At 42.9% G+C, this 23,581-nt stretch carries 19 protein-coding genes and 1 pseudogene; 14 read left to right on the forward strand and 6 right to left on the reverse strand.

Features of this window, described 5'->3' with window-relative positions; genetic code table 11:
• The first annotated feature begins 52 nt into the window (after positions 1 to 52).
• Positions 53 to 949 (forward strand): DUF72 domain-containing protein, encoded by an 897-nt coding sequence (locus BFP97_RS18305; RefSeq protein WP_069843808.1) that lies wholly within the window; start codon positions 53 to 55, stop codon positions 947 to 949.
• Here BFP97_RS18305 and BFP97_RS18310 read toward each other — a convergent pair.
• The gene (locus BFP97_RS18310; protein WP_069843809.1) at positions 946 to 1,320 is read right to left on the reverse strand and encodes a bleomycin resistance protein; all 375 of its coding nucleotides are present in this window, start codon (positions 1,318 to 1,320) and stop codon (positions 946 to 948) included. The two genes, BFP97_RS18305 and BFP97_RS18310, sit on opposite strands and share 4 nt — an antisense overlap.
• A gap of 58 nt (positions 1,321 to 1,378) precedes the next feature.
• Positions 1,379 to 2,860 (reverse strand): bifunctional metallophosphatase/5'-nucleotidase, encoded by a 1,482-nt coding sequence (locus tag BFP97_RS18315; protein WP_083262653.1) that lies wholly within the window; start codon positions 2,858 to 2,860, stop codon positions 1,379 to 1,381.
• A gap of 150 nt (positions 2,861 to 3,010) precedes the next feature.
• On the opposite strand from BFP97_RS18315, the gene BFP97_RS18320 reads away from it, so the two are divergent.
• The 4 genes and pseudogenes from BFP97_RS18320 (at position 3,011) to BFP97_RS18330 (ending at position 8,647) form a co-directional block, all read left to right on the forward strand.
• The gene (locus BFP97_RS18320) at positions 3,011 to 3,349 is read left to right on the forward strand and encodes a PadR family transcriptional regulator (protein WP_069843811.1); all 339 of its coding nucleotides are present in this window, start codon (positions 3,011 to 3,013) and stop codon (positions 3,347 to 3,349) included.
• Positions 3,350 to 3,372: 23 nt separating this feature from the next.
• Positions 3,373 to 3,528: pseudogene (locus BFP97_RS20955) on the forward strand (permease prefix domain 2-containing transporter); the annotation flags it as partial.
• 42 nt (positions 3,529 to 3,570) lie between these two features.
• Entirely contained in the window at positions 3,571 to 6,003 is a 2,433-nt protein-coding gene (locus tag BFP97_RS18325) for an ABC transporter permease (RefSeq protein WP_069844388.1), read from the forward strand.
• A complete protein-coding gene (locus BFP97_RS18330; protein ID WP_069843812.1) occupies positions 5,996 to 8,647 on the forward strand; it encodes an ABC transporter permease in 2,652 nt (883 codons plus the stop codon). The genes BFP97_RS18325 and BFP97_RS18330 overlap by 8 nt, the downstream gene beginning before the upstream one ends.
• Here BFP97_RS18330 and BFP97_RS18335 read toward each other — a convergent pair.
• From BFP97_RS18335 to BFP97_RS18345, 3 genes are all read right to left on the reverse strand, one after another.
• Positions 8,638 to 9,735, reverse strand: coding sequence for a hypothetical protein (locus BFP97_RS18335; protein WP_069843813.1), 1,098 nt, complete (start codon positions 9,733 to 9,735; stop codon positions 8,638 to 8,640). The genes BFP97_RS18330 and BFP97_RS18335 overlap by 10 nt on opposite strands.
• On the reverse strand, positions 9,732 to 10,361 hold the full coding sequence (locus BFP97_RS18340; protein ID WP_069843814.1) for an ABC transporter ATP-binding protein: 630 nt from the start codon (positions 10,359 to 10,361) through the stop codon (positions 9,732 to 9,734). The genes BFP97_RS18335 and BFP97_RS18340 overlap by 4 nt, the downstream gene beginning before the upstream one ends.
• Positions 10,362 to 10,454: 93 nt before the next feature.
• Complete coding sequence (locus BFP97_RS18345; protein ID WP_069843815.1) at positions 10,455 to 11,018, reverse strand: type 1 periplasmic binding fold superfamily protein; 564 nt, start codon at positions 11,016 to 11,018, stop codon at positions 10,455 to 10,457.
• Positions 11,019 to 11,178: 160 nt separating this feature from the next.
• Between BFP97_RS18345 and BFP97_RS18350 the strand changes: the two genes are divergently transcribed.
• The 9 genes from BFP97_RS18350 (at position 11,179) to BFP97_RS18390 (ending at position 22,982) form a co-directional block, all read left to right on the forward strand.
• Positions 11,179 to 11,589: an HYC_CC_PP family protein gene (locus BFP97_RS18350; protein WP_139135369.1), complete on the forward strand. Its 411-nt coding sequence runs from the start codon at positions 11,179 to 11,181 to the stop codon at positions 11,587 to 11,589.
• 152 nt (positions 11,590 to 11,741) lie between these two features.
• Positions 11,742 to 15,491 (forward strand): efflux RND transporter permease subunit, encoded by a 3,750-nt coding sequence (locus BFP97_RS18355; protein ID WP_069843817.1) that lies wholly within the window; start codon positions 11,742 to 11,744, stop codon positions 15,489 to 15,491.
• Complete coding sequence (locus tag BFP97_RS18360; RefSeq protein WP_069843818.1) at positions 15,488 to 16,207, forward strand: acetolactate decarboxylase; 720 nt, start codon at positions 15,488 to 15,490, stop codon at positions 16,205 to 16,207. The genes BFP97_RS18355 and BFP97_RS18360 overlap by 4 nt, the downstream gene beginning before the upstream one ends.
• Positions 16,204 to 17,454: a TolC family protein gene (locus BFP97_RS18365; RefSeq protein ID WP_069843819.1), complete on the forward strand. Its 1,251-nt coding sequence runs from the start codon at positions 16,204 to 16,206 to the stop codon at positions 17,452 to 17,454. The genes BFP97_RS18360 and BFP97_RS18365 overlap by 4 nt, the downstream gene beginning before the upstream one ends.
• Positions 17,441 to 19,198, forward strand: coding sequence for an efflux RND transporter periplasmic adaptor subunit (locus BFP97_RS18370; RefSeq protein WP_069843820.1), 1,758 nt, complete (start codon positions 17,441 to 17,443; stop codon positions 19,196 to 19,198). The genes BFP97_RS18365 and BFP97_RS18370 overlap by 14 nt, the downstream gene beginning before the upstream one ends.
• Positions 19,199 to 19,215: 17 nt before the next feature.
• Positions 19,216 to 19,698: a DUF3347 domain-containing protein gene (locus tag BFP97_RS18375; RefSeq protein ID WP_083262655.1), complete on the forward strand. Its 483-nt coding sequence runs from the start codon at positions 19,216 to 19,218 to the stop codon at positions 19,696 to 19,698.
• 85 nt (positions 19,699 to 19,783) lie between these two features.
• Complete coding sequence (locus BFP97_RS18380) at positions 19,784 to 20,272, forward strand: hypothetical protein (RefSeq protein ID WP_069843822.1); 489 nt, start codon at positions 19,784 to 19,786, stop codon at positions 20,270 to 20,272.
• A 174-nt stretch (positions 20,273 to 20,446) separates the two neighbouring features.
• Positions 20,447 to 20,755, forward strand: a complete 309-nt coding sequence (locus BFP97_RS20960; protein WP_069843823.1) for a DUF6660 family protein — start codon at positions 20,447 to 20,449, stop codon at positions 20,753 to 20,755.
• 46 nt (positions 20,756 to 20,801) lie between these two features.
• The gene (locus tag BFP97_RS18390) at positions 20,802 to 22,982 is read left to right on the forward strand and encodes a TonB-dependent receptor domain-containing protein (protein WP_069843824.1); all 2,181 of its coding nucleotides are present in this window, start codon (positions 20,802 to 20,804) and stop codon (positions 22,980 to 22,982) included.
• Between the two features lie 70 nt (positions 22,983 to 23,052).
• Here BFP97_RS18390 and BFP97_RS18395 read toward each other — a convergent pair whose 3' ends face one another.
• On the reverse strand, positions 23,053 to 23,517 hold the full coding sequence (locus tag BFP97_RS18395; protein ID WP_069843825.1) for a GNAT family N-acetyltransferase: 465 nt from the start codon (positions 23,515 to 23,517) through the stop codon (positions 23,053 to 23,055).
• Between the last annotated feature and the right edge of the window lie 64 nt (positions 23,518 to 23,581).

Here is a 23,581-nt window from a genome sequence, read left to right on the forward strand (position 1 = left end):
TTTCCTTCTCCTTCCGGATTGGCTACATTAGATTGAGTTAAAAGCATAGATTATGAAATTCGGTAGTGTTGATCAGCCAGAACTAGTAGACTTTAAATTACCAGCAGATCATCCCGATACCACTCGGGTATTGAAGAACTCTTTTTTTAAAGGCAAACCTAATATTTATGTAGGCTGTGCAAAGTGGAATAGGACAGACTTGAAAGGGTTTTACCCTCGAGGTACAAAGGATGAACTGACCTATTATGCTACTCAGTTTAATAGTATTGAGCTAAACGCTACTTTCTATAATTTCTATGGCAAAGAGCAATTCGAAAATTGGAGTAGCAAGACGCCTGAAGACTTTAAGTTCTTCCCAAAAGTCAATCAGATGATCAGCCACATGAAAAGGCTAAATGAAGACGTGGGCAGATATACCGAAGAATTTTGCCATAGCCTAGCGGGCCTTGGTGACAAGTTGGGTGTTGTGTTTTTACAACTTCACAACAATTTTGCGCCTAAGAATTGGGATAGGCTAGAACGGTTTTTAGGTGAGTTTCCAGCAGGCATTCCTTTGTCAGTGGAGGTAAGACATACCGATTGGCTTAATGATCCGGAGGTATCGGAGAAGTTCTTTGCGCTTCTTGAGAAACATAAAGTAGCCAATATCATCACAGATACTGCAGGTAGAAGGGACTTGCTGCATATGCGCCTAACGACTCCCTCAGCATTTATCCGTTACGTTGGGGCCAATCATGAGAGTGATTATTCTCGACTGGACGATTGGTTTGATCGTATTAAATCTTGGATCGACCTAGGAGGAATTAAAGATATTTACTTCTTCGTTCACCAAAATCTTGAGAAAGCTTCGCCTTTGCTTTCGGCTCACTTGATCAAGCGATTGAACAATGAACTGGGCTATGATTTACACATTCCTGCTCAGCAGGGAGGACAAGCAAATCTTTTCTAATGATTAACAGATTGACCAAAGGTCAAACGAAAACCATTTAGGTCGGTCAGGTCAAAGTCTCTCATGCCGTAGTCATAGGTCTCAGGGCCTTTGGTGACTATACCCTTTGCTTTAAACTCCTCAAATACATTATCTACGTCATAAGTGAATATGTAAAGCGCGGTATGAACAGCAGAGGGTGTAAAATCGTCATCCCTTTGGCTGAAATGAATTTTGATTTCATCACGACTCATTACCGCATAGGTCGCAGGCTCTTCCCATTTAAAATCCACCTGAAATCCAAGATTTGCCACATACCAGTCTATAGTCTCCTGAACGTCAGGAACAGGAAAAATCGGAGAGCAGTGAGAAAATGTCTTAGCATTAGTCATGTCTTAATCTACGAAGCCTTTTTAATCTTGATATGGTCGATTTTGTGAATTATGAAATTTAGCTTCCTATAGACTTGAAATAGGCCATTATAATGTTCCTGATATCATTTTTGACACCATTAAAATCTTCAGGAGCAGTAGATTGATCTTGGTAGTTTTCAAGGAACTCAAGATTTTTCTCTCCGCCACCCATCACAAAATCTGGTAAGGCCAACTTATAAGTCTGATTTTGGGAGAGCCTGGCGCCCTTTATGTACCAACCATCAGCTTTCTTCTCCGCATTGGCAAGCTGTAAGTAACCGCCTATACCTACATTGGTAACTGTGCCAGTTTCTAAAATCCTTTCGATCACATCACCCTTCAGATCTACTAGCGCAATCCCCCCTCCAAAAGGAAATGATCTTAAGATATCATACTCAGTGATCGTACCTGTAAGTTGATCATCAAGGCGAATTGAGCCACTATTAAATACTGCCAAATCAGCCTCTGGTGCAACAAATAGAAAAGATTCGGCTGTCATGATTGGATAATTGGTGGGTCTATATCTAATGCTACTCTCTCTACCATCTAAGGTATCAGCAGTAACCATTACTACATCATCAGGTGTGTACCCCATGGACGCCATGCTTTCATTGCCAATGTTTACCCATTTATCTACAACGGCTTTTACTTCAGGATCGCTAGGCACTGAGTCATCAATTGAAACCAGTTCTGAATTGATGGTGGTCTTGCCAGTGGCTTTATTGTAGCTGACACGATGAACATAAACCGTTTTGGCATTAGCATCAGCTTTTGTCATTATCGTGGTGCCGAATTGGAACTTCATATTGGTATGATCATGACCACCGAGAATGAGGTCCAATTGGGGAACAAAGTAGGTGGCAAGAGAATCGTCCATTTCTTCTTCCAAATGAGTGATGGCTACCAGTACTTCTGCCTCATCTTTTACTTTGTTATAAACTGATTTAACAGACTCATATTTGTCCGTGTAGTCAACATATTTCTTTTTGTTAAAAGGAACTGTAGACCCAAAGAAGGCAATATCAATACCATCAATGGTGTGCATAATATGATCTGGGAATGGCTTGCCGTTTTGCTGCCAGGGAACCAGCTCATTACCAACTTTGTGAAAACAGTTCGTAGTTGTCCATTGAAACTCAGACTCTGCGATCCGCTTCAAATGCTCATCTTCATCAATATCGTATTCGTGATTTCCTGGCACTACATAGTCAACCCCAAGAGCATTCATGACTTCCACCATATGGCGGCCGGCAATTTTCTCATCTTCATAAGTCAGGGTGCCGATCAATGAAGGACTCACAAAGTCTCCTGATACTGTGGTAATCACGTTAGGATTTTCTTTCAAAAGGTTTTTTCTGATGGTGGCTACGCGCGCCATACCTGCAGATTTTCCGCCTTCAATGGGCGCTATCTCATAGACGTCATTGAGCTGAAGTATGATAAAATCAACCTTCTCAGGGGTTTCACAGGAGAATGATAAAAAGAGAACGAGTAATGCGGTGAGCTTAAGGTTTTTCATAATGGTGTGTTTTGTCTAGCCAATTTATCACTATTCGTTTGGATCAACAAAATGAGCAGAAAGACAAAGGTGAAAGAAATATATGGGTCATCATGCAACCTTTCTTTTTGCATTCTGTATTTATATAGACAAAGGTGAAACATATTCCAAATGAAAGGTACTTATCTCGGAGAATTTGAAGAGCTAGTGTTGTTGACCGTTGGCATTTTAAATGATGATGCTTACGGCCTGGCGATCAAAGATGAATTAGAAAAACAGACAGGTCGTAATCCAATGATCAGTTCAGTACACAAGTCTTTGGTCCGATTGGAGGACAAAGGCTATCTCAAATCTTATTTGGGTGGTGCTACTGCTGAAAGGGGCGGTCGGCAAAAGAGACTTTATGAATTGACCGCTTCAGGTAAAAAGGTACTTAATGCCTCTCGTGATTTGCGCAATAATATGTGGCAGTCGGTACCTAAGGTAGTTTGGGAAGGGGGAAGCTCATGAGTTCGCTTCAACCTCCAAAATGGATGATGAGCTTTTTCCGATGGTTTTGCAGGGAAGATCTATGTGATGCAGTGGAGGGAGACTTACTGGCTATTTATCAAGCCAAAAGAAAGCAAGGTAGATGGCTTGCAAATTTTTGGTATTTCCGAAATGTCATCACTTTTCTGCAACCTTTTGCCCTCAAAAAAAGACCTCGATCTCATAGACTAAACTCCATTGATATGCTGAGTAACTACCTAAAAATCGCTTACCGAAACCTTGTCAGAAGCAAATCATATGCGGTAATCAATATCCTGGGTTTAGCCATCGGTTTAGCCGCATTTGTCATGATGTTCGCTTATGTGAAACACGAATTGTCCTATGATCAATTCCATAGTAAGTCCGACAGGATTTTCAGAATTAATTCGCAGTACGAAGCACGAGGCAATAGCACACAAGTAGCGAAATCGGCTTTCCCTTTGAAGTTTTTATTTCTAGAAAGGTATCCTGAGGTCGAGCAAATTGTTCGCTTTTATCAAAACAGGCAGGACGCGACAACATTGAAATATGAAGAGAGTCACTTCACAGAAGAGAATATTCTTTTTGCTGATCCAGAGGTGTTTGATGTATTTGATTTTGGCCTGGAGCGAGGCGATCCAGGTACTGCTTTGCGAGAAGTAAATAGTATTGTCATCACCCAAAAAGTGGCTCAAAAATACTTTGGAGAAGAAGACCCAATGGGTAAGGTGATCCAATACAAGAATGATGATCTACTGAAAGTCACTGGGGTTTTGGAAGAAGTACCCTCCAACTCCCACCTCTCTTTTGACATATTGGTGCCCATGGAACTTCAGCGCCAGCGATGGATCAGAGGTAATGGCAACAATAGCTATGATTTTGAAGAAGATTGGAGGTGGTCAGGTTCATGGCAATATGCATTATTGAAAAGCCCTGAGGCCCATGCATCGTTTAACCAGAAGCTCTTTGAAGATGGGAAAGACTATTTCGGGCGTCTGCCGAATAGTGTTGTAGAATATCACTACTCTGCCATGCCGCTGACAGATATCCATTTGAAATCTGCCATGTCTGGCGAATTTCAAATCAACGGTAACCTGCGTCAGGTATATGGATTTGGGGTGATCGCGATTCTGATTCTGATTATCGCATGTATCAATTTTGTGAACCTGAGTACGGCCAGATCAGCCAAACGCGCTAAAGAGGTGGGCCTTCGAAAAGTCATGGGGGCACTCAGGCCTCACTTGATTACTCAGTTCATTGCAGAGTCAATATTAATATCCCTAATCGCCATGGTGATTGGAGTATTTCTCGTTGAGGCGATGCTGCCCGTTTTTAATAGGTTTATGGGGCAATCTCTCAGCATTCCTTATACCCAACCCATGGTGGTTCTTGCCATGTTTATTGGGGCTGTTATGATTGGACTAATGGCAGGTCTTTATCCGGCATTTTCACTATCGAGATTTCAGCCAGTGAAAACCTTAAAAGGCAATACGACCACCGGAAGTAGAGGCAATGCTCGAATGCGTCAAGTGCTGGTGGCCTCACAGTTCATTATTTCTAATCTTTTGATTGTTGGCATCCTAATCGTCCAGAATCAACTCAATTACATAAAAGATAAAGATCTGGGTTTCGACAAAGATCAAGTCATTGTGCTGAAACATGGGAATAAGTTAGATGAGAATTTTAGTCTCTTTTCAGACCGCATAAAGACGAGTCCTTTTGTTCAAGGGGCCAGTCAGGGCTATGTAGCAGGCACGCGCGACTGGACGCAGTCCTTTCGTGTTGAAGGGCAGGAAATAGAGGAAGCAAAGAGTATTGGTATCAAACATGTCGGTTTTGACTTCCTCGAAATGTTCGGTCTTGAGTTGGTCCAAGGTCGTTTCTTCAGTGAGGAAATGTTCAAAGATAGGCGAGAGGCTATCTTATTGAATGAGCAAGCCGTCAAGAATTTTGGCTGGACCAATGAAGAAGCCTTAAACAAGACCTTCAGCTATGTAGGCGGCAGTGACAATAGAACACGTTTTGAATGCAAAGTGATTGGCATATTGGCGGACGCTCACCTAGAGTCATTATATCGTCCGATTCGCCCAAGTGTCTTCAAGTTTGCTGAGTGGGGAGATGTTTCTATTCGCTTAGAGGCTGGCAATGTAGATGACCTAAGAGCCGGTATATCAAGCATAGAGAGCATTTGGAATGAGATAAGCCCTCAGTGGCCATTTGAATTTGAGTTTTTGGACGATACAATTGCTCAGCAGTATCAACAAGAAGAGCGCTTAGGTCAAACCATTCAGTACTTTACTGTACTGGCCATCTTCATTGCCTGTCTAGGGTTGTTCGGTTTGGCCTCTTTCACGGTTCAGGAACGCACAAAAGAAATTGGTGTGCGCAAAGTGCTTGGTGCCTCAATTGCCTCCATTTTATTTTTAGTCAGTAGTCGGTTTTTCAAACTGGTGGCCATTTCGTTTATGATTTCTGTGCCGCTGGCCTTTTATTTTGGTAATAACTGGCTTAGAGAATTCGAATACAGAATTGATATAGGCCCTATGGTTTTTGTCCTTGGTGCATTGCTATCAATTGGCATTGCGGCCATCGCAGTGGGTGGGCAATCCTTAAGAGCAGCTTCCCTCAACCCAGTCAAAACCCTAAGACATGAGTAAGATGCCTCCCAAATGGGCCATGCGTTTTTTTCATTGGTTCTGCCGAAGAGATTTGGTGGATGCCATTGAAGGAGATTTGCTTGAGATTTATGCCCGAAGGGCGGAAGCCAAGGGTCGCAGGCATGCAAACATAAGATTTATCGGTCATGTGATTACATTTTTTCAGCCTTTCGCTTTTAGGAGGGCTCATGAACAGTATCCACAATTAAATCCATTCCATATGTTCTTTAATAACCTGAAAATCGGTTTTCGATTTATGAAAAAACATGGCACCTACTCTGCCATTAATATCCTCGGCCTGGCCGCTGGGCTTTCCGCATTTCTGTTGATGTCATTCTTTGTGATGGACGAGCTTTCCTACGATAAATTTCATAAGAAGGGTGATCAAATCGTCCGTTTGACTTATCGCCTGGAAACGCCAAATGCAACGAGACAAGGAGCCAAACTTCCCTTCCCTATGAAGCAAGCCTTGGTGGAAAGTTATCCTGAAGTGATCGATGTGGCCAGGTTTTATTATTGGGGTGGAGATACTCCTCTTTTGGAGTATGGTGAACAGAAGCATACCGAACCAGGCATGTACTTTGCAGAAACAAGTGTCTTTGAAGTCTTCGATTTTGAGTGGGTCCGAGGCAATCCGAAAACCGCTTTGGAAGATCCGAGGAGTATTGTTTTGACCGAAAAAATGGCAGTGAAGTACTTTGGTTCTGAGGATGCTATTGGGAAAACAATGCGTTATAAAAATGAAGACGACCTGATTGTAACAGGAATACTGAAGGATGTTCCTAAAAACTCACATATCAGCTTTGATTTTTTGATGCCCATTGAGTTACAGCGACAACGATGGATGGGTTGGGGTCAATACACCTATGACCTGGAAAAAGACTGGAACTGGGCTGCTGCATGGGTTTATGCGCTATTGGCACCAGAGACATCTATTGATGCTTTTGAAAGTAAGCTGCAGGCCATTGCCAAAGAGCACCTCAATACGGAAGACCAAGATGGCTTCTCCATTGAAGTGCAACGGCTTTTTGATATCCATTTGAAATCAGATAAGTCTGCTGAACCCCAAGCCAATGGCAACATGACTCAGGTATACAGTTTTGCTGCTATAGCGATCCTGATCCTTTTCATTGCCTGTGTTAACTTCATCAACCTAACGGCTGCGCAAACCAATAAACGATTAAAGGAAGTGGGTTTGAGAAAAGTAATGGGTGCTCGCAAGAAACAGTTGATCGCTCAGTTTATGACTGAAGCTCTGATGGTGGTCACCTTTGCATCGGTCATCGCCTTCGCAGTGGCCATGGCCACACTACCTTATTTCAATCAGTTTACCGATAAAGCATTGTCTTTTGGAGGGCAGAATCTGATCTTCTTAATAGGCTTGATTGTGCTCGTTTTGGTGATGACTGTCTTATCGGCCCTGAGACCCTCTATGTCTGTATTACGACTGAGTGCTGTACAAGGCTTGATTAACAAATTTGGGGCAGTTAGAAAGAAGCAACGATTCAATAGTGCCATGGTGATTGCTCAGTTTGTGGTATCCAACCTATTGATTATCGGAATTCTGGTCGTCAATAATCAATTGGACTTCCTCCAGAATAAAGACTTGGGCTTCGATAAAGACCGAGTGGTCCGGTTACAACTGGGCAAAAATCTAACGCAAAGTCAATTCGATCTGTTCGAAGACATGCTTTCAAAAGACCCAATGGTTGAAAACATCAACAGAGGCTATGTTGCAGGTACCAATGCCTTCACCAATACTTTCAAGATTGTTGGTGCACCCGATAACAGTACTTACTCCTTGGGAATCAAGTGGATAGGTGAGGGCTTTCGCGAAATGTATGGATTGGAAATAATCTCGGGTAGGGATTTCGATGAAAGTGTCAGTTCTGATTTGAAATCTGGTATACTGATCAATGAATCTGCCGTTAAGGCTCTGGGTTGGACTGTAGAAGAAAGTGTTGGTAAGTCGCTATCCTTTTTACCAGGTGGAGCCCCTCAACCAGAAGAAATCAGAGTGATTGGTGTGATGGCTGATGCCAATTTTGAAAGCCTTTATGATCCTGTTTTACCAAGCGTTTTTAGGAGAACATCTTCAAGCGTGGGAGGCGAGATCACCATACGGCTAGGAAATGGTTCTGGCCTTGCAGCGACCCTGAGTGGTATCAATGAAGCTTGGGATAAGGTAATTCCTGACTGGCCATTTGAGTATACATTTTTGGATGAAACCCTGGAAGCACAATATGTAAAGGAAGAGCGTCTGGCCAATGCCATTCAGTACTTTACCTTGCTTGCGATTTTCATCGCTTGTTTAGGGCTTTTTGGATTGGCAAGTTTTACCGTGCAGCAACGCACTAAGGAGATCGGTGTTCGCAAAGTCCTGGGTGCTTCGTTGTTTTCAATATTCGGATTGGTGAGCAAGAAATTTGTGCGTTTGGTACTCGTTTCCTTTCTGTTATCCACACCGATTGCCTATTACTTATTTAATCAGTGGTTACAAGGTTTTGCCTATCGCATAGGCTTAGGGGCTTCGGTATTTCTAATTGCTGGATTTGGATCAGTACTTATTGCAATTTTGGCTGTAGGTGGTCAGTCCTTGAAAGCGGCAAGTAGTAATCCTGTAAAAACGCTCCGCTATGAGTAGGCCCGTTCGCTTGTGTCGCTTCGAGAAGCAAGTGCCAAAGCCACGGCAAGCAGGATGATCTCAAGCAAATAGATGGGAACGTAACCCAAGATGACAAAGAAGAGAAAGGCCGTTAGGAAGAAAATGTATTTGAAATAGCCTTCCAGGTCGAACGCCTGGTGTTTGATCATCGCGTGATGCAGAACCGAAATAACTGGAATTATCAATGCGATTTGAACTAGGTCAACAATAGCTACACTTTGGATATTGTTGCCGAAAAATACCAGAAATTCAGGTATTGAGAGGATGATATAAGTCAAGGCGTTTTGTCCAAAGGACTTAACTCTCGGCATAGGAAGGTTTCTGTAAAGCAATAATGAACTCATTTCAAATTCATAATGCCGATAACTGAAGTTAGCATGGATAGCCGAACTCAGCAGTGTGCCAAGGGCAAGGTACCTTAGATCCACGCCTTCCATATTGAAAATGGCAGTGGCGCCCAGTATAAGGCCAATAGAAAACAGCTTGGTCAAGATTAAAGAGATACTATGCCTTTGGAATAAGTGATGAATAGGTAGAAATGGATAGGTTTTGGGCAATATTCCTATCCTACGACTTGCGAAGCTGGAGGTCTTAGGGTCTATCGGTTTTACCAGTTGTAGAAAGAGAAAGTGTGCCGCAACCATCAATAGGAAGACATTTGAAACCACAAGAATTAGTGCTGAATATGTTTGTTGAAGACCTATGGCAATGATGGTCATGAAAATGCCATAGCCCAATATTGGAATGAGTAGCAACAATTGAATGAAGACCACAAGGGGCTTTAACCTCTTGTTTTCTAGCCCACTAATGCTGGTCAAAAAACGGTTTTGTGGTAATCGTTTAATCCGGCTAAAGAAATTCAGGGTTTTAAGGGTGTACAAAATCCAAAGGACCATCGGAATCAGGTAATAGATAGGCCTGAAAGCCAATGCCGAGGCAATATCTATGTGCTGGGGTGTCTTTAAGAATCCAAAGCCGAGCCCGAGGATAACCAAAAAGAACCCTGCATTCTCTTTATAGAATTCTTTAACGATCGTTTTTACTAAGACCTTGGCAACGGGACTCACGAGACGAGTATAACTTTTTGATCCTTCACTTCATAAATATGATCTGCTTTGATCAATTGGTTCTCAAAATCCTGATGGGTAGCAAAGATGAATGATGTACCCTTTTTATTGTAGTCAACCAGAAGATTCAGCATGATGCCTTGTGCTTCTTTATCTAAAGTGATCAGTGGTTCATCTAGAATAATCCATAAAGGATCACCTAAAAATGCGATGCCTATAGAGAGTTTTTTGAGCATGCCACTGGAATAACTTCCTACAGGCTGATCCATGTAGCTGTTGATGGATAGTTGGTCGGAAAGCTCCTTTATTTGCTCAGGTTTAGCACCTTTCAGTTGTCCGAAATATTCAAGCAAGTCTTTTCCTGTTAAGAATTCAGGAAAGGTCGGTTCGGACTGACTATAGTTGATGCGCTGCTTATAGAGAACAGGTTGCTTTGTAAGACTATGTCCGCTGAGTTTGATTTCCCCTAGGTATGGAGAAAGCCCAGCGAGACAGTTGAAAAGCGTTGATTTTCCGGAGCCATTCTTCCCCTTGAACCAATGAATGCCTTGATAAAGATGAAGCGATGGTATTTCAAGAATCAGCCGATCGTTGAAGGCTTTCCGGAAGTTTTTTATCTCAAGCATTTAACACCTAACATACGCAATACTATGTGATTTGGGTTTCGCGCATAAAAAAAGGAGTGCATTGCACTCCTTTTAAATTCTTGATTCGGTGATCTACTGAACAGTTACGTTGAAAGTAACTTCAATGTCAGTTTCTCCGCCAGCATTAGTAGGGTCACCACTGCTTACATTGGCAGCAGTTTTGTCTGGCTCATGAATTAACGTCACCGTAAGGTTACCCGCACCGGCTGCAGCCGTAGTGAAAGTACCAGCTAGTCCAAGTGGATTGCCGTTACCATCCTGATCCGTGTAAGCATAAGTCGCATTCAGACCAGTACCAATAACAAAGAATACTTGATGCTCATCATCCTCTTCAGCCACTTCTAAAGTAATATCTTCAGCAGGGCTCTCTTCTTCATTAAGGAACTCAACAGCAACAGTGTAAGTCGTATTAGCCGCAAGTGTTGGGTTAATTATTTCAGGATCATTTCCCCCAGGGCCGTCAATATCTCTGAAGGTAGCCGTTACTGTAGGATTGGTTTGGCTTGTGAATGTCACACGAAGCGTTGTTATCAGTTCTTCTTCGTTAATCATTTCTGGGTCATCAGAATCACATGCCGATATAATTAAGGCCATCACAAGGAGTGACAAATACTTAATGCTACTAAATTTTTTCATGAGTCAAATCTTTTGAGTTTAGAAATGCAACAATAGTGCATTAGCAACAATGTTGCAAATAGGAAGTGCTGAATTTTTGAAAAATTGTTTGAGTGGTATTATACGCTGCTTATACTGGCATTTAAACCCATATTCCGAAACATCCGTATATTTGCACAGCTTGAAAAGAACAGCTACCATATTATTTACCATGCTGTATCTACTGACTTCCTCAGGAATTTTGGTAGGGCAGCACTTGTGTATGGACCGAGTCAAAGAGACTTCTCTCTTCAAAAAAGTGGAGAGTAAGTGTGGTATGACTATGGAGATGCATGCTGGTATGGACGACTGCTGTGACGATGAATGGGCGCTTAAGATCATTGAAGATGACCAACAAATTTCGGTATCATCTGATGCTCCTACTGCCGTTTATCATTTGCTTTTCGAAGTTCCATTTGCTGATTTCGAGGCTTTGATGGCCGGAGAGCAGGATAAAGTTGAGGTGAATAATACAGGGCCGCCTGATATTCCTGCGCCCGATCTTACCATTCTTTATCATTCCCTCAAAATTCCCGCTGCTTTACAATCCTGAAGTAGTTCTGTTTCGTCATTCTGTTTGAAACGAATCATCTCTTTTGCCTTTGGCTAAGAGTCACTCATTTCTAAAGTCCACAGAAACCTTAACAGACTTCACAGCTCATTCTCGAGCGATTTCATTTACATCGGATTGTAAAAGCATAATTAATGATCAATACACTTATTAAATTCTTTTTGGAGAACCGTTTGGTTATGGTAATACTGCTGGTGCTACTGGCGGCTTGGGGTATAATCACTGCACCCTTCCAATGGTCCACTGGTTTGCCGACTGACCCTGTGCCTGTAGATGCTATACCGGACATTGGCGAGAACCAACAGATTGTCTTTACCGAGTGGCCGGGAAGGTCACCACAAGACATTGAAGACCAAATCACATATCCACTGACATCATCACTTCTGGGTTTGCCAGGAGTCAAGACGATTCGAAGCTCTTCTATCTTCGGTCTATCTTCGGTTTACATCATTTTCGAAGAGTCTTCAGAATTCTATTGGAGTAGGAGCAGGATTCTCGAAAAGCTCAATGCACTTCCCAGAGGCTTATTGCCAGATGGTGTTCAGCCGGCTCTGGGCCCTGATGCAACTGCTTTGGGGCAGATCTTTTGGTATACCATAGAAGGACGTGATGAAGAAGGAAATCCAACTGGCGGATGGGACCCTCAGGAAATAAGGACCATTCAAGACTATACGATCAAGTATGCATTGGCTTCTGCCGAAGGTGTTTCTGAAGTAGCTTCTATTGGTGGTTTTGTGAAGGAATATCAAGTAGATATCGATCCGAATGCGATGGAAGGCTATGGTGTGACACTGGCCGAAGTCACCAAGGCAATTAGGGAGAGTAATCTTGATGTAGGTGCCAAAACCTTGGAAATCAACCAGGCGGAGTATCTGGTCCGCGGTTTAGGCTACATCAAGAGTCTCGAGGATTTGGAGCAGGCACCTGTTAAAACAGTTGATAATGTATCTATCCGAATCAAGGATGTGGCTCGAGTTATGATGGGTCCGGCCTCGCGCAGAGGAGGTTTGGACAAGTCTGGTGCCGAGGCAGTAGGAGGTGTAGTGGTCGCCCGATATGGTGCCAACCCACTTGAAGTCATCGAAAACGTAAAAGCGAAGATTGAGGAGATCAGTCAAGGCCTGCCAACCAAGTATTTGGCAGACGGTACAGCCTCGAAACTTACCGTTGTTCCTTTCTATGATCGTACAGAATTGATCCAGGAAACCATCGGTACGCTTGAAGAGGCATTGACTTTGGAGATAATCATTACCGTCATAGTAGTGCTTGTTATGCTGCTCAATCTTCGGGCCTCAATCCTGATTTCTTCCCTATTGCCCATTGCTGTGCTCATGTGCTTTATAGCGATGCGGTACTTTGGAGTCGATGCAAACATTGTGGCTTTATCGGGTATCGCAATCGCCATAGGCACCATGGTAGATGTGGGCATTGTATTGACAGAGAACATTACCCGTCATTTGAAAGAAAAAGGAGATAAGACCCTGTTGGCTTTAATCTATGAGGGGGCTAAAGAGGTTGCTCCAGCCATTATCACAGCTGTAATGACAACCGTTATTAGCTTCATTCCGGTTTTTACCATGGAGGCAGCTGAGGGAAAACTATTTCGTCCGCTGGCCTATACCAAGACATTTGCCTTGTTGGCAGCCATCGTAGTTGCATTGGTCATTATCCCTACCCTTGCCTATTGGTTCTTTGGCTTTAAACCTAAGTCAAAATGGGTAAAGACGCTCCTGAATACTGGTTTAGTAGTTTTCGGCATCTGGGTATTAGTATTAGGTCATGGCTTGGCCGCCTTCGTTTTGATTGGTTTTGGTTTGGTGAATTTGACCAGAGCATTTAGCAAGGCTCTTTCGGCATACCTGAAGTATGCTGATGTCGCAATTGCATTGATCGCGGTTTCATATTTACTCAGTTACAATTGGATGCCTTTGGGTGTTGAAGTAAGCATCCTTGTCAATTTTGTCTTTGTTATCGCCATCATCGGATTGACACTTGGGGCCTTTAGTCTTTTTATCAAGCTCTATCCGAAAATCCTCGGCTGGTGTTTGAGAAACCGATGGAAGTTCCTATTGATCCCTTCCTTCATTATTCTTTTGGGAATAACCATTTGGCTGGGTTTTGATAAGGTCTTCGCCTTTGTACCCAATGCTTTTGGAGATCAGGTTCGTTCCAATCGCACCTATTCTAATTTGTCTCATACCTTTCCAGGGATTGGTAAGGAGTTTATGCCATCGCTTGGTGAAGGTGCCTTTCTCTTAATGCCCACCTCTATGCCACATGCTGGGGTAGATCAAAACAGGGAGACACTCCGGTTATTGGATATGGCGGTCACGGCAATACCAGAAATAGAATCCGTGGTGGGCAAGTTTGGACGTACCGAAAGTGCCTTAGATCCAGCGCCTATTTCCATGTATGAGAATGTGATTAATTACAAAAGCGAGTATATCACAGACCAAAACGGGAGACGATTACGCTTCAAAAAACAAGATGGTGAGTACGTTCGAGATGAACTGGGCAATCTGATGCTGGATAAACGTGGGGCCTATTTTCGCCAATGGCGGGACGAAATTAAGTCTCCAGATGATATCTGGAATGAAATAGTACGAGTTACTAAACTGCCAGGAGTCACTTCGGCTCCTAAACTTCAGCCGATCGAAACGCGGTTGGTCATGCTCCAAACGGGTATGAGAGCACCCATGGGCATTAAGGTGAAAGGACCTGACCTGGCGACCATCGAGGCCGTTGGTTTAGAATTCGAAACAATCCTCAAAGAACTACCTTCTGTAAAAAGAGAGTCAGTCTTTGCCGAACGCATTGTGGGTAAGCCATATCTTCTGATTGATTTAGATCGCGAATCATTGGCTAGATATGGTGTCAGTATTGCTAAAGTTCAGGAGTATATACAGGTAGGCGTTGGAGGGATGGAGTTGTCCAAAACTGTAGAAGGCCGTGAACGCTATGGTATTCGGGTAAGATATCCACGGGGCTTGAGAGATGACCCTGAGGCCTTGAAGAACATACTAATTCCGGTGGCCATGGGAGAGAGCATTCCCCTTGGAGAGCTTGCGGCAATCAGATATGAACAAGGTCCGCAAATGATCAAGAGTGAAGATACCTTCTTGGTCGGCTATGTGATCTTTGATAAGAAGGCAGGCTTATCAGAAACCAGTGTGGTTAATGATGCCAAAAACCTTATTGAGCAGCGCATTGCTCAGGGACAGTTAAGTCTACCGCCTGGAGTTTCGTATGAGTTTGCAGGTAATTATCAAAATCAGGTGAGAGCCGAGAGGCGGCTGAGCCTTGTGATCCCCTTAGCCCTGATCATCATCCTATTGATTTTATACTTTCAGTTTAAATCTGTAGCAGTCTCGCTCATGGTATTTAGTAGTGTCGCTGTGGCTTTTGGTGGTGGCTTTTTGATGCTCTGGTTGTACGGCAGAGAAGGTTTTATGGACTTTTCTTTACTCGGCACCAATATGAGGGACTTGTTTCAGGTCGCACCAGTAAATCTTAGTGTAGCGGTTTGGGTAGGTTTTATAGCGCTCTTTGGTATTGCCACAGATGATGGCGTGTTAATGGCGACCTACTTAAATCAGTCCTTCGATCAAAAGAAGGTTTCGGATAAATCAGGGATTCAAAAATTAGTGATAGCCGCTGGAATGAGAAGGGTAAGACCTTGTTTGATGACAACCGCAACGACTCTATTGGCATTACTACCGATTCTCACATCGACCGGAAGGGGTTCAGATGTGATGATCCCCATGGCGATCCCTTCATTCGGGGGTATGCTGATCGCTTTGATCACCCTTTTCGTGGTGCCTGTGCTTTATGCATTCTACAAGGAAGCACAGCTGAAGTTCAACCTTAAAAACTCTGAAAATTGAAAAAGAACATATTCATAGTAAGCGCTATTTTCTCTTTGCTGGCCTGTCAAAGCCCAAGCGAAAACCCCACGGTTGAACACTTTGGCGTCTTAAGAGAGATCATGATGGAACAGAAGCTGGAGGCTAATGCCGATCTGGCAGACTATCGCCAATCGCCAAATCTCTATGCAATAGGTGCTCTGGAAGGTCTCTCAGGTGAGGTGCTGGTCATCGATGGAGATCCGCTCAATGGATTAGCCCAGAAAGGTGATCTGCTAATGGACAGAACTTTTGATCGCAAAGCAACATTGCTGATTACATCTCAGGTTGAGGAGTGGTATAAAGTAAAACTGGATCAGGTAATCAATGACCATGGTGACTTGCAAGCCTTGATTGCCAAGGAGGCCGAGCAGGCTGGCGTCAATATCGATAAGGCCTTTCCTTTTATGCTTGTGGGAGATTTCGACCACATTGAATGGCATATCATCAACGCTGCCGAAGCCAAGGCCCAAAACCACGATGCTTATAAAGAAGCGGGACTTCAAGGCGTGGGTGACTATGCCAATGCACGGGTCTTAGGCTTTTACTCTAGTCAGCACGAAGGAGTATTCACCCATCACGGAAGCTTCTTACATATGCATTTCATTGATGGCAGTGAGCGTGTTATGGGACATGTTGATGCCCTGAGAAATGATGGATCGATTGAATTATGGCTACCTAAAGTGAAATCAAAATGAGAAGAATAGTTTCTATAATCATATTCCTTTCGCTTGGATGCTCCATTCATGGACAGACCACTCTGAATGAGTATTTAGAGATGGCAGCAAGAGATAATCCAAACCTGAAAGCAAAGTTTAACCTCTATTTGGCGGCCTTAGAAAAGGTAAATCAACAAGGCGTCCTTCCTGATCCTACCCTGAGCTTTGGCTACTTTATCTCTCCGGTTGAGACCCGAGTAGGCCCTCAACGTTTTAGGCTTTCCGTAGCACAGATGTTTCCTTGGATGGGAACTTTAAAAGCTAAAGAGAAGGCTGCTGCAAGCTTCGCCAAGGCCAAGTTCGAAATGTTTGAGGAAGCAAGGAATGAGCTCTTTCTTCAGGTGAAGTCCAAGTGGTTGGAGCTTTACGAGTTACAGCAAGAGGTTCAAATCATGGAGGAGAATCTGAACATTCTGAAATCCTATGAGCCGGTGACCAAAACAAAGTATGAAGCCAACCTCGTTTCATTGGCAGATTTGGTTAGAGTCCAAATCAGTATTGATCGGGCCAAGACGGAACTCGACTTGCTTAGGCTGAAAGAAAAACCACTAAGGCACGATTTCAATACACTGCTTCACAGAGATGGAGCAACTTCTGTCGGTATCAGTGACACGCTAATTTTTGAAACGGGGGATCTTGATATTGAAGCCGTGATGGTTAACCAGCCAAAGCTTAAGGCGATCGAATCTATGATAGAAATGCTAGAACAAGAGAAGGTTTTGGCCGATTTAGGCCGTAAACCAAACATCGGAATCGGACTTGAATATGGATTCATTGACAAACGGGAGGGTGTATCTATTTCAGATAATGGCAAGGACATTTTAGTACCTCAGGTGAATGTGAGCCTTCCGATTTTCGGAAAAAAGAACCGTTCAATTAAGAAGGAAGCCGACTTGAAAATGAAGGCTAAGGGCTTCGAGTTATCAGCTATGAAAGATGAGCTTCGCAACAACTGGACAAGTATTGAATATGAAATCGAATCGGCTAGACAAACCCTTGCTTTGTACTCAGCTGAAATAAACAAGACAGATGTATTACTGAGCGTATTGATCAGCGAGTATACCAACAATAACCAAGACTTTGAGAAGCTTCTGGAGACGCAGCAACGTCAATTACAACTACAATTGGCACAAGTACGCAGGAGTGTCGATTATCAGTTGGCAGTTTACAAACAAGAATACTTGACGGGTTACACATTAAACGAAATCCAAAATGAAATTAAATAGATCAACACTTCTAACGGTAGGCCTTACCCTAGTTATAGGCGTTGCACTAGGTGCAATATTCTTTGGCGGCAGTAATGCTCCAGAGCCTTCGGCCGAGAATCACGAACATGAGCTTGATGAGAATGGAAGCTGGACTTGTTCTATGCACCCGCAAGTCCGGCAATCTGAGCCCGGAACATGTCCATTCTGTGGAATGGATTTGATACCGGTTGCTGAAGGAGAAGATGACAACCCGACCATATTAAAAATGTCTAATAATGCGGTGCAACTGGCCAATATTGAGACTACCAAAGTCGAATTAACCACAGCAGACGATATTTTACGCCTGAGTGGGAAAGTGAAAGTAGATGATCGAAGAGTAAATGTTCAGACCACCCATTTTGGAGGAAGAGTAGAAGCTCTTTATAAAAGCTTTGAAGGAGATTTGGTCAGAAAAGGCGAGAAGGTCGCTTCTATCTACTCTCCAGAGTTGGTGTCAGCACAAGAGGAACTGATCGAGGCAAAGAAGCTTGAGGCTACAAACCCTGTGCTATTAGAAGCAGCCAGAAGAAAATTGCACCATTGGAAGTTGACGGCTGAACAGATTCAAGCGATTGAGACCTCGAAAGAGCCTATTCGGAATTTTGATCTCTTGGCAGATTATGATGGCGTAATCACGAAGAAATTAGTGAATACAGGGAACCACTTGAAAGAGGGAGGTGGACTTATGGAGATTACCGATTTGACTAAAGTATGGGCGGTCTTTGAAGTCTATGAAAAGGACTTAGGCAAGATTCAATTAGGCGATCGATTCGATTTTGAAAATAAGGCCACGGGTAAGTTTCATCTTGGTACCATTTCCTTTATCTCGCCAGAAGTAAACACAAGAACGAGAATTGTAGAAGTAAGGGCCGACTTGGAAAACAGTTCAGGTAGCTTGAAGCCAGGGATGTTTATCTCGACAGGAATTTTTGTGAATAAGGATGGAGGTATTTCGGTGCCAAAATCAGCTGTGCTATGGACAGGTAAAAGATCTATTGTTTATGTCAAAGTGCCTAACGAACAGAGTTTTTCACTCAGAGAGGTTGTACTGGGCGATGCCGTAGGTGATAGATATTTTATCAATGAAGGCTTGAGTGCAGGTGAAGAAGTGGTGACAAATGGTGCCTTTACATTGGATGCCGAAGCACAACTGAGAGGTAAAATTAGTATGATGAATACGGCAGTCTCTAATCCTGCAAGTCAAGGCAATATAAATGAGTTTGTCGAGATCGAACTGTCTGCAGCGAAAGACTACAGTGAGGATGTGGCTCCAGAATTTCAGCAGCAGCTCACAGACTTATCTAAGGAATACATTGCCTTGAAAGATTTGATGGTAGAAGGCAATGGAGCTAAGATTAGAAAAGCAGGAGTTAGGGTTAAGAATGCCTTGGACAATGTCGATATGACTTTAGCAAAAGGAGAGGCACATATGCATTGGATGGATTTATTAAATCCTATGGAAGAAAGTTTGGCTCTGATAACCAACACGGGAGATCGCGATCAGCAAAGATTGAATTTCATCAATCTATCGAAGGCTTTAATCAATGCCATCGAGTCATTTGGGACCTCATTTGAGAATCCATTATATATCCAGTTTTGCCCAATGGCTAACAATGATAAAGGAGCGACTTGGGTTAGCCTTGAAGAAAACATTGTCAATCCGTATTTCGGAGATGTGATGCTCACTTGTGGAAATGTCGAATCCATCATCAGTAATCAATAGGAGTAAAAGGAAAAGAAATGACTAATTCAATTAGAAAAATGAGAATCAAATACTTATTAGCTGTCACAGTTTTTACTCTGTTGGTAACAGCTTGTGGAAGCAAAAGCGAAAAGGAACAAGTCAGTGATCAGAAAAATCTGGTCGATAGCTATCTGGCCGTAAAAGACGCACTAGTTGCGACTAACGCTTCAAAAGCCAAGGCCGCTGCAACTAAATTTTTGGAAGTAAATACGAATGACCAGCTCACTCCGGACCTTCAAATGATTGCTAGCAATGATGACGTTGCAGCACAGCGGAAGGCTTTTGAAGGGCTATCCATGAAAATGTATGATATGCTGAGAAGAAGAGGAAGTGACACCGTTTTATACAAACAGTACTGCCCAATGGCTTTCAATAATAAGGGTGCATTCTGGCTGGCGGCTGAGATGGAAGTGAATAATCCGTATTTTGGAGATGTGATGCTGCACTGCGGAAGTGTACAAGAAAAGATAGGAGGCTAATGTGACTGGTTTGTCTTTTAGCTGATTAAGTCCAGATTGTCCCGATAGGGCTCTTTAGACGTCAATTGGATAAGAATTTAGACTTATGAAAATAAATCAATTGTTGTTTGCACTTGTTTTTAGTGTAGCCTTCTTCAGTACAAGGGGTCAAACCAATAGTTCATTTTTTGATCAGGTAGAAGGAGATTGGGTCGGAAGTGGTAACCTGTTTGGCACTCCAGCTACTTTCACTATGACCTGGGAAAAGGTACTATCGGACCAATTTATCCATTTACAATTCAGTAACTCATTTAAAGACCAGAGTGGCACCACTCGAACTATGGAATCTAAGGCTTTTTATAAGCTGGGCGCTGATAAAAACAGTGGCCATTGGTTTGACTCTAGAGGAGTCATGTTTGGCTTGGAGTATAATCTAAAAGAAAATGAGCTCACGGTGTTCTGGGGTGACCCAGAAAAAGAAGAGGGTAAGACAGAATACCGTTTAATTGAAGGCGATCGAATTGAAGTGAAAGACTATGTCAAAAGGAATGGCACTTTTAGCCAATTCGGAGAGGCGGTTTACACCAAAAAATGATGCCAATCAAATAGAAATACTTAGATTTAAAAATCTCGTCAGTTTACTGATGAGTCGTGTGTGTTTGTGTGACCACCTGGGGTAACCTGGGTGGTTTCCATTTTTTATGAGCAATTTGGAATGATTCCACCACTTGATGCCCTGTTGCAAGTATTTTGAAGTTATCTTTGCTTTATGCAACGCTTGGGTGCTATCCTTTCGATTTTTATACTATTGCTAAGTATGGCACCATGTGCCGATGCTTGGGAAAGTTCTGCATGTGATTCTGAAGAAGTCTGTGAATCTTCAAACGAACATGATGCTTCCGATGAGGCTGATGATTGCTTGCCTTTTTGCTCGTGTTTGTGCTGCACAGCCATCACAATTGCCCCCCTTCAATCCTTCAATTTTCAAGAAGCTGTAATTACGCTTGATGAACCAAAACTGGAAGACAACACCTACACTCCCCCTGCTTTTGATATTTGGCAGCCGCCCAAGATCTAGTTCTGAGTCCTCTAGAATTAGTATCCATTTTTAAAACAAAGCTTTGATGCATGTCAGAATATTAGTCTCAACACTTTTGTGCTTGAGCATGGCCCATGGCGTATTGGGTCAACAAGTGCTAAAATTCAAAATATTAGATAAAGAGACCAATCAACCTTTGGTTGGGGCAACGGCCAGTATAAGCCCGACAATAGGAGGTATTGCCGATACCAACGGATTGGTCACGCTGAATTTGTCAAATGACTTGACAGAAGTAAAGGTGACCTTCTCCTTTGTCGGTTATGCGGCAGAATCGAGAACTGTGAAGCTGCCATCTACAACTTCAGAACCTATTCTGATCTTTTTGGAGATGGAAGAGGAAGAGATGGAAGAAGTGATCGTAACCACCACTAGAAACTCGAGAAGTATAGAAGATATTCCTACTAGAATTGAATTTCTGGGTACGGAAGAATTGGAAGAAAAGGCGGTTATGCGTTCTGATAACATTGCTATGTTACTGCGCGAAAGCACCGGTATTCAAATGCAGGTGACTTCACCCAGTTCGGCCAATCAGAGTATTCGTATTCAAGGCCTTGACGGCAGGTATACCCAGCTGCTGAAGGATGGCTTTCCTTTGTTCGGTGGCTTTTCTGGTGGCTTGAGCATCATGCAGATCCCACCATTGGATTTAAAGCAGGTAGAAGTAATCAAGGGTAGTAACTCAACGCTTTATGGCGGAGGTGCGATTGCAGGTTTGGTGAACCTCGTGAGTATTCAACCTGAAGAAAAACCACACTTTAAGGTTATGATTGACCAGACATCGGCCGGAGGAACAACTTTGAATACCTTCAGTGCCCGTAGGAATGAGAAGTTTGGTTATAGCTTTTTTGCCTCCGGCAATAGACAGAATGCTTACGATCCTAACTCGGATAACTTTTCAGAAATCCCCAATGTAAGGAGTCTCACCTTGAACCCGACATTCTTTTATTACCCTAATACTAATAGTATGCTGAGGCTCTCGCTTAATGGGACTTTTGAGGATCGTTTAGGCGGAAATCTAAATGCCATTGATGCGGAAAGACCCAGTAATACGCAATACTTGCAAGAGAATACGACCAGACGATTGTCTTATCAAGCGACATACAGCAGTAAATGGGGTGATAATAAGGAGTTAGTCATCAAAAACAGTCTACTGCATTTCGACAGGAGTATCAATCAATTTAATTATGCTTTTGATGGAGAGCAGTGGTCTACTTTTAGTGAGGCTACCTATTCCTTTGGCGATGAAATGAGTAGTTGGGTACTAGGTCTGAATGTCTACTCAGATGAATTCAAGGAAGGAGAGTTGGTCAGCTCAGATAGGAGCTATAGCCAGGTGACTGGAGGCTTATTCGCTCAGCAGGTATCTAAATTGTCCGATCGCTTTTCTATAGAATCAGGTTTTCGAGTGGATAGAAATAATGATTACGGTTGGTTTGTTCTCCCAAGGCTGTCACTTTTCTATCAGCCGAATACCAGCTTGACCTATAGGCTAAGTGGAGGTTTGGGTTATAAAACACCTACTATTTTCACAGAGGATACGGAGAGATTTTCCTTTAGAGGCTTAAACAGTTTCAACCTGGAAGATTTGGATGCTGAACGATCCTGCGGAGGAAACTTTGATATCAATTACCGAACTTCTTTTGGGAATGACTGGACTTTCAGTTTAAACCAACTCTTCTTTTATACTCGATTGAACGATCCGCTAGTACTGGCTGAAAATCCTGCAGACAATTTCTTCTTTGAAAATGCGAGTGGGCCTGTGAGTTCTAGAGGAATTGAGTCTAACATGAAGTTGACCTACAAGGATTTTAAGTTTTTTCTCAACTACGCTTTGATTGACACGCGCCTTGAATATGAAAACCTGAATGATCAAAAGCCGCTGACTGCTAAACATAATATTGGAGCTGTTTTGGTCTATGAGGAAGAGGGAAAGTGGAGGCTCGGCCTGGAGACATATTATACCAGTCGGCAGCTGCGAAATGATCTTACTGAAACGGATGATTTTTGGATCGTGGGGTTCATGGCGCTCCGAAAATTTAGAAAGGTGAGTGTCTATTTAAACTTTGAAAATTTCACAGATACACGGCAGTCAAGATTTGAGAATATCAACCTTGGATCCAGTATGACTCCAGAGACGTTGGATGTTTGGGCTCCCTTGGAAGGGTTTGTTGTTAATGGGGGTTTGATTCTGGAACTAGATCACTAAGCATTTAAACGAAGGACCATCTTTCATCACTCAGAGTCTCTCACAGAGGACTCTGAGATCAACCAGATTATTAGGTATTTAAATGAAGAACCATCTTAATATCGCATTGGGATGTTCCTTCATTACAAGATTTGTCTTCTACAAACCCAAGCTTCTTATAGAGTTGAATGGCAGTTTTCAGCTTGCTGCTCGATTCGAGATACAGATGCTCAATACCGAGAGATTCTGCCTGTTCGATTGTTCTTAGTGTCAATTTTTGTCCTAGGCCGTGCCCTCTGTGCGATTTGTAGATACCCAATTTGCAGAGCTCCCATTGGTTTTCGGATTGCTTGACCAGGGCACAAGTGCCGACTGCTTGATTGTCATTATCGACTGCCATGAATATGTGACCGCCCTGGTCGATGATGTGTTGTTTCGGGTCCCCTAGAATCGATATATCGGGTTCTTCAAGGCGCAAGAACTCGTTGATCCATTCTTCACTGATTTTTCGGAAGTCTTCAGCATGATGCGACTGGAATTGGATCACCTTAAACATGATTAAAGATGGCGGAATTTTACCCTCCAGTCAACCTATAAGTTCTACACTCAATTAGAGTCTC

Source organism: Roseivirga sp. 4D4 (assembly GCF_001747095.1).
Lineage (GTDB): Bacteria > Bacteroidota > Bacteroidia > Cytophagales > Cyclobacteriaceae > Roseivirga.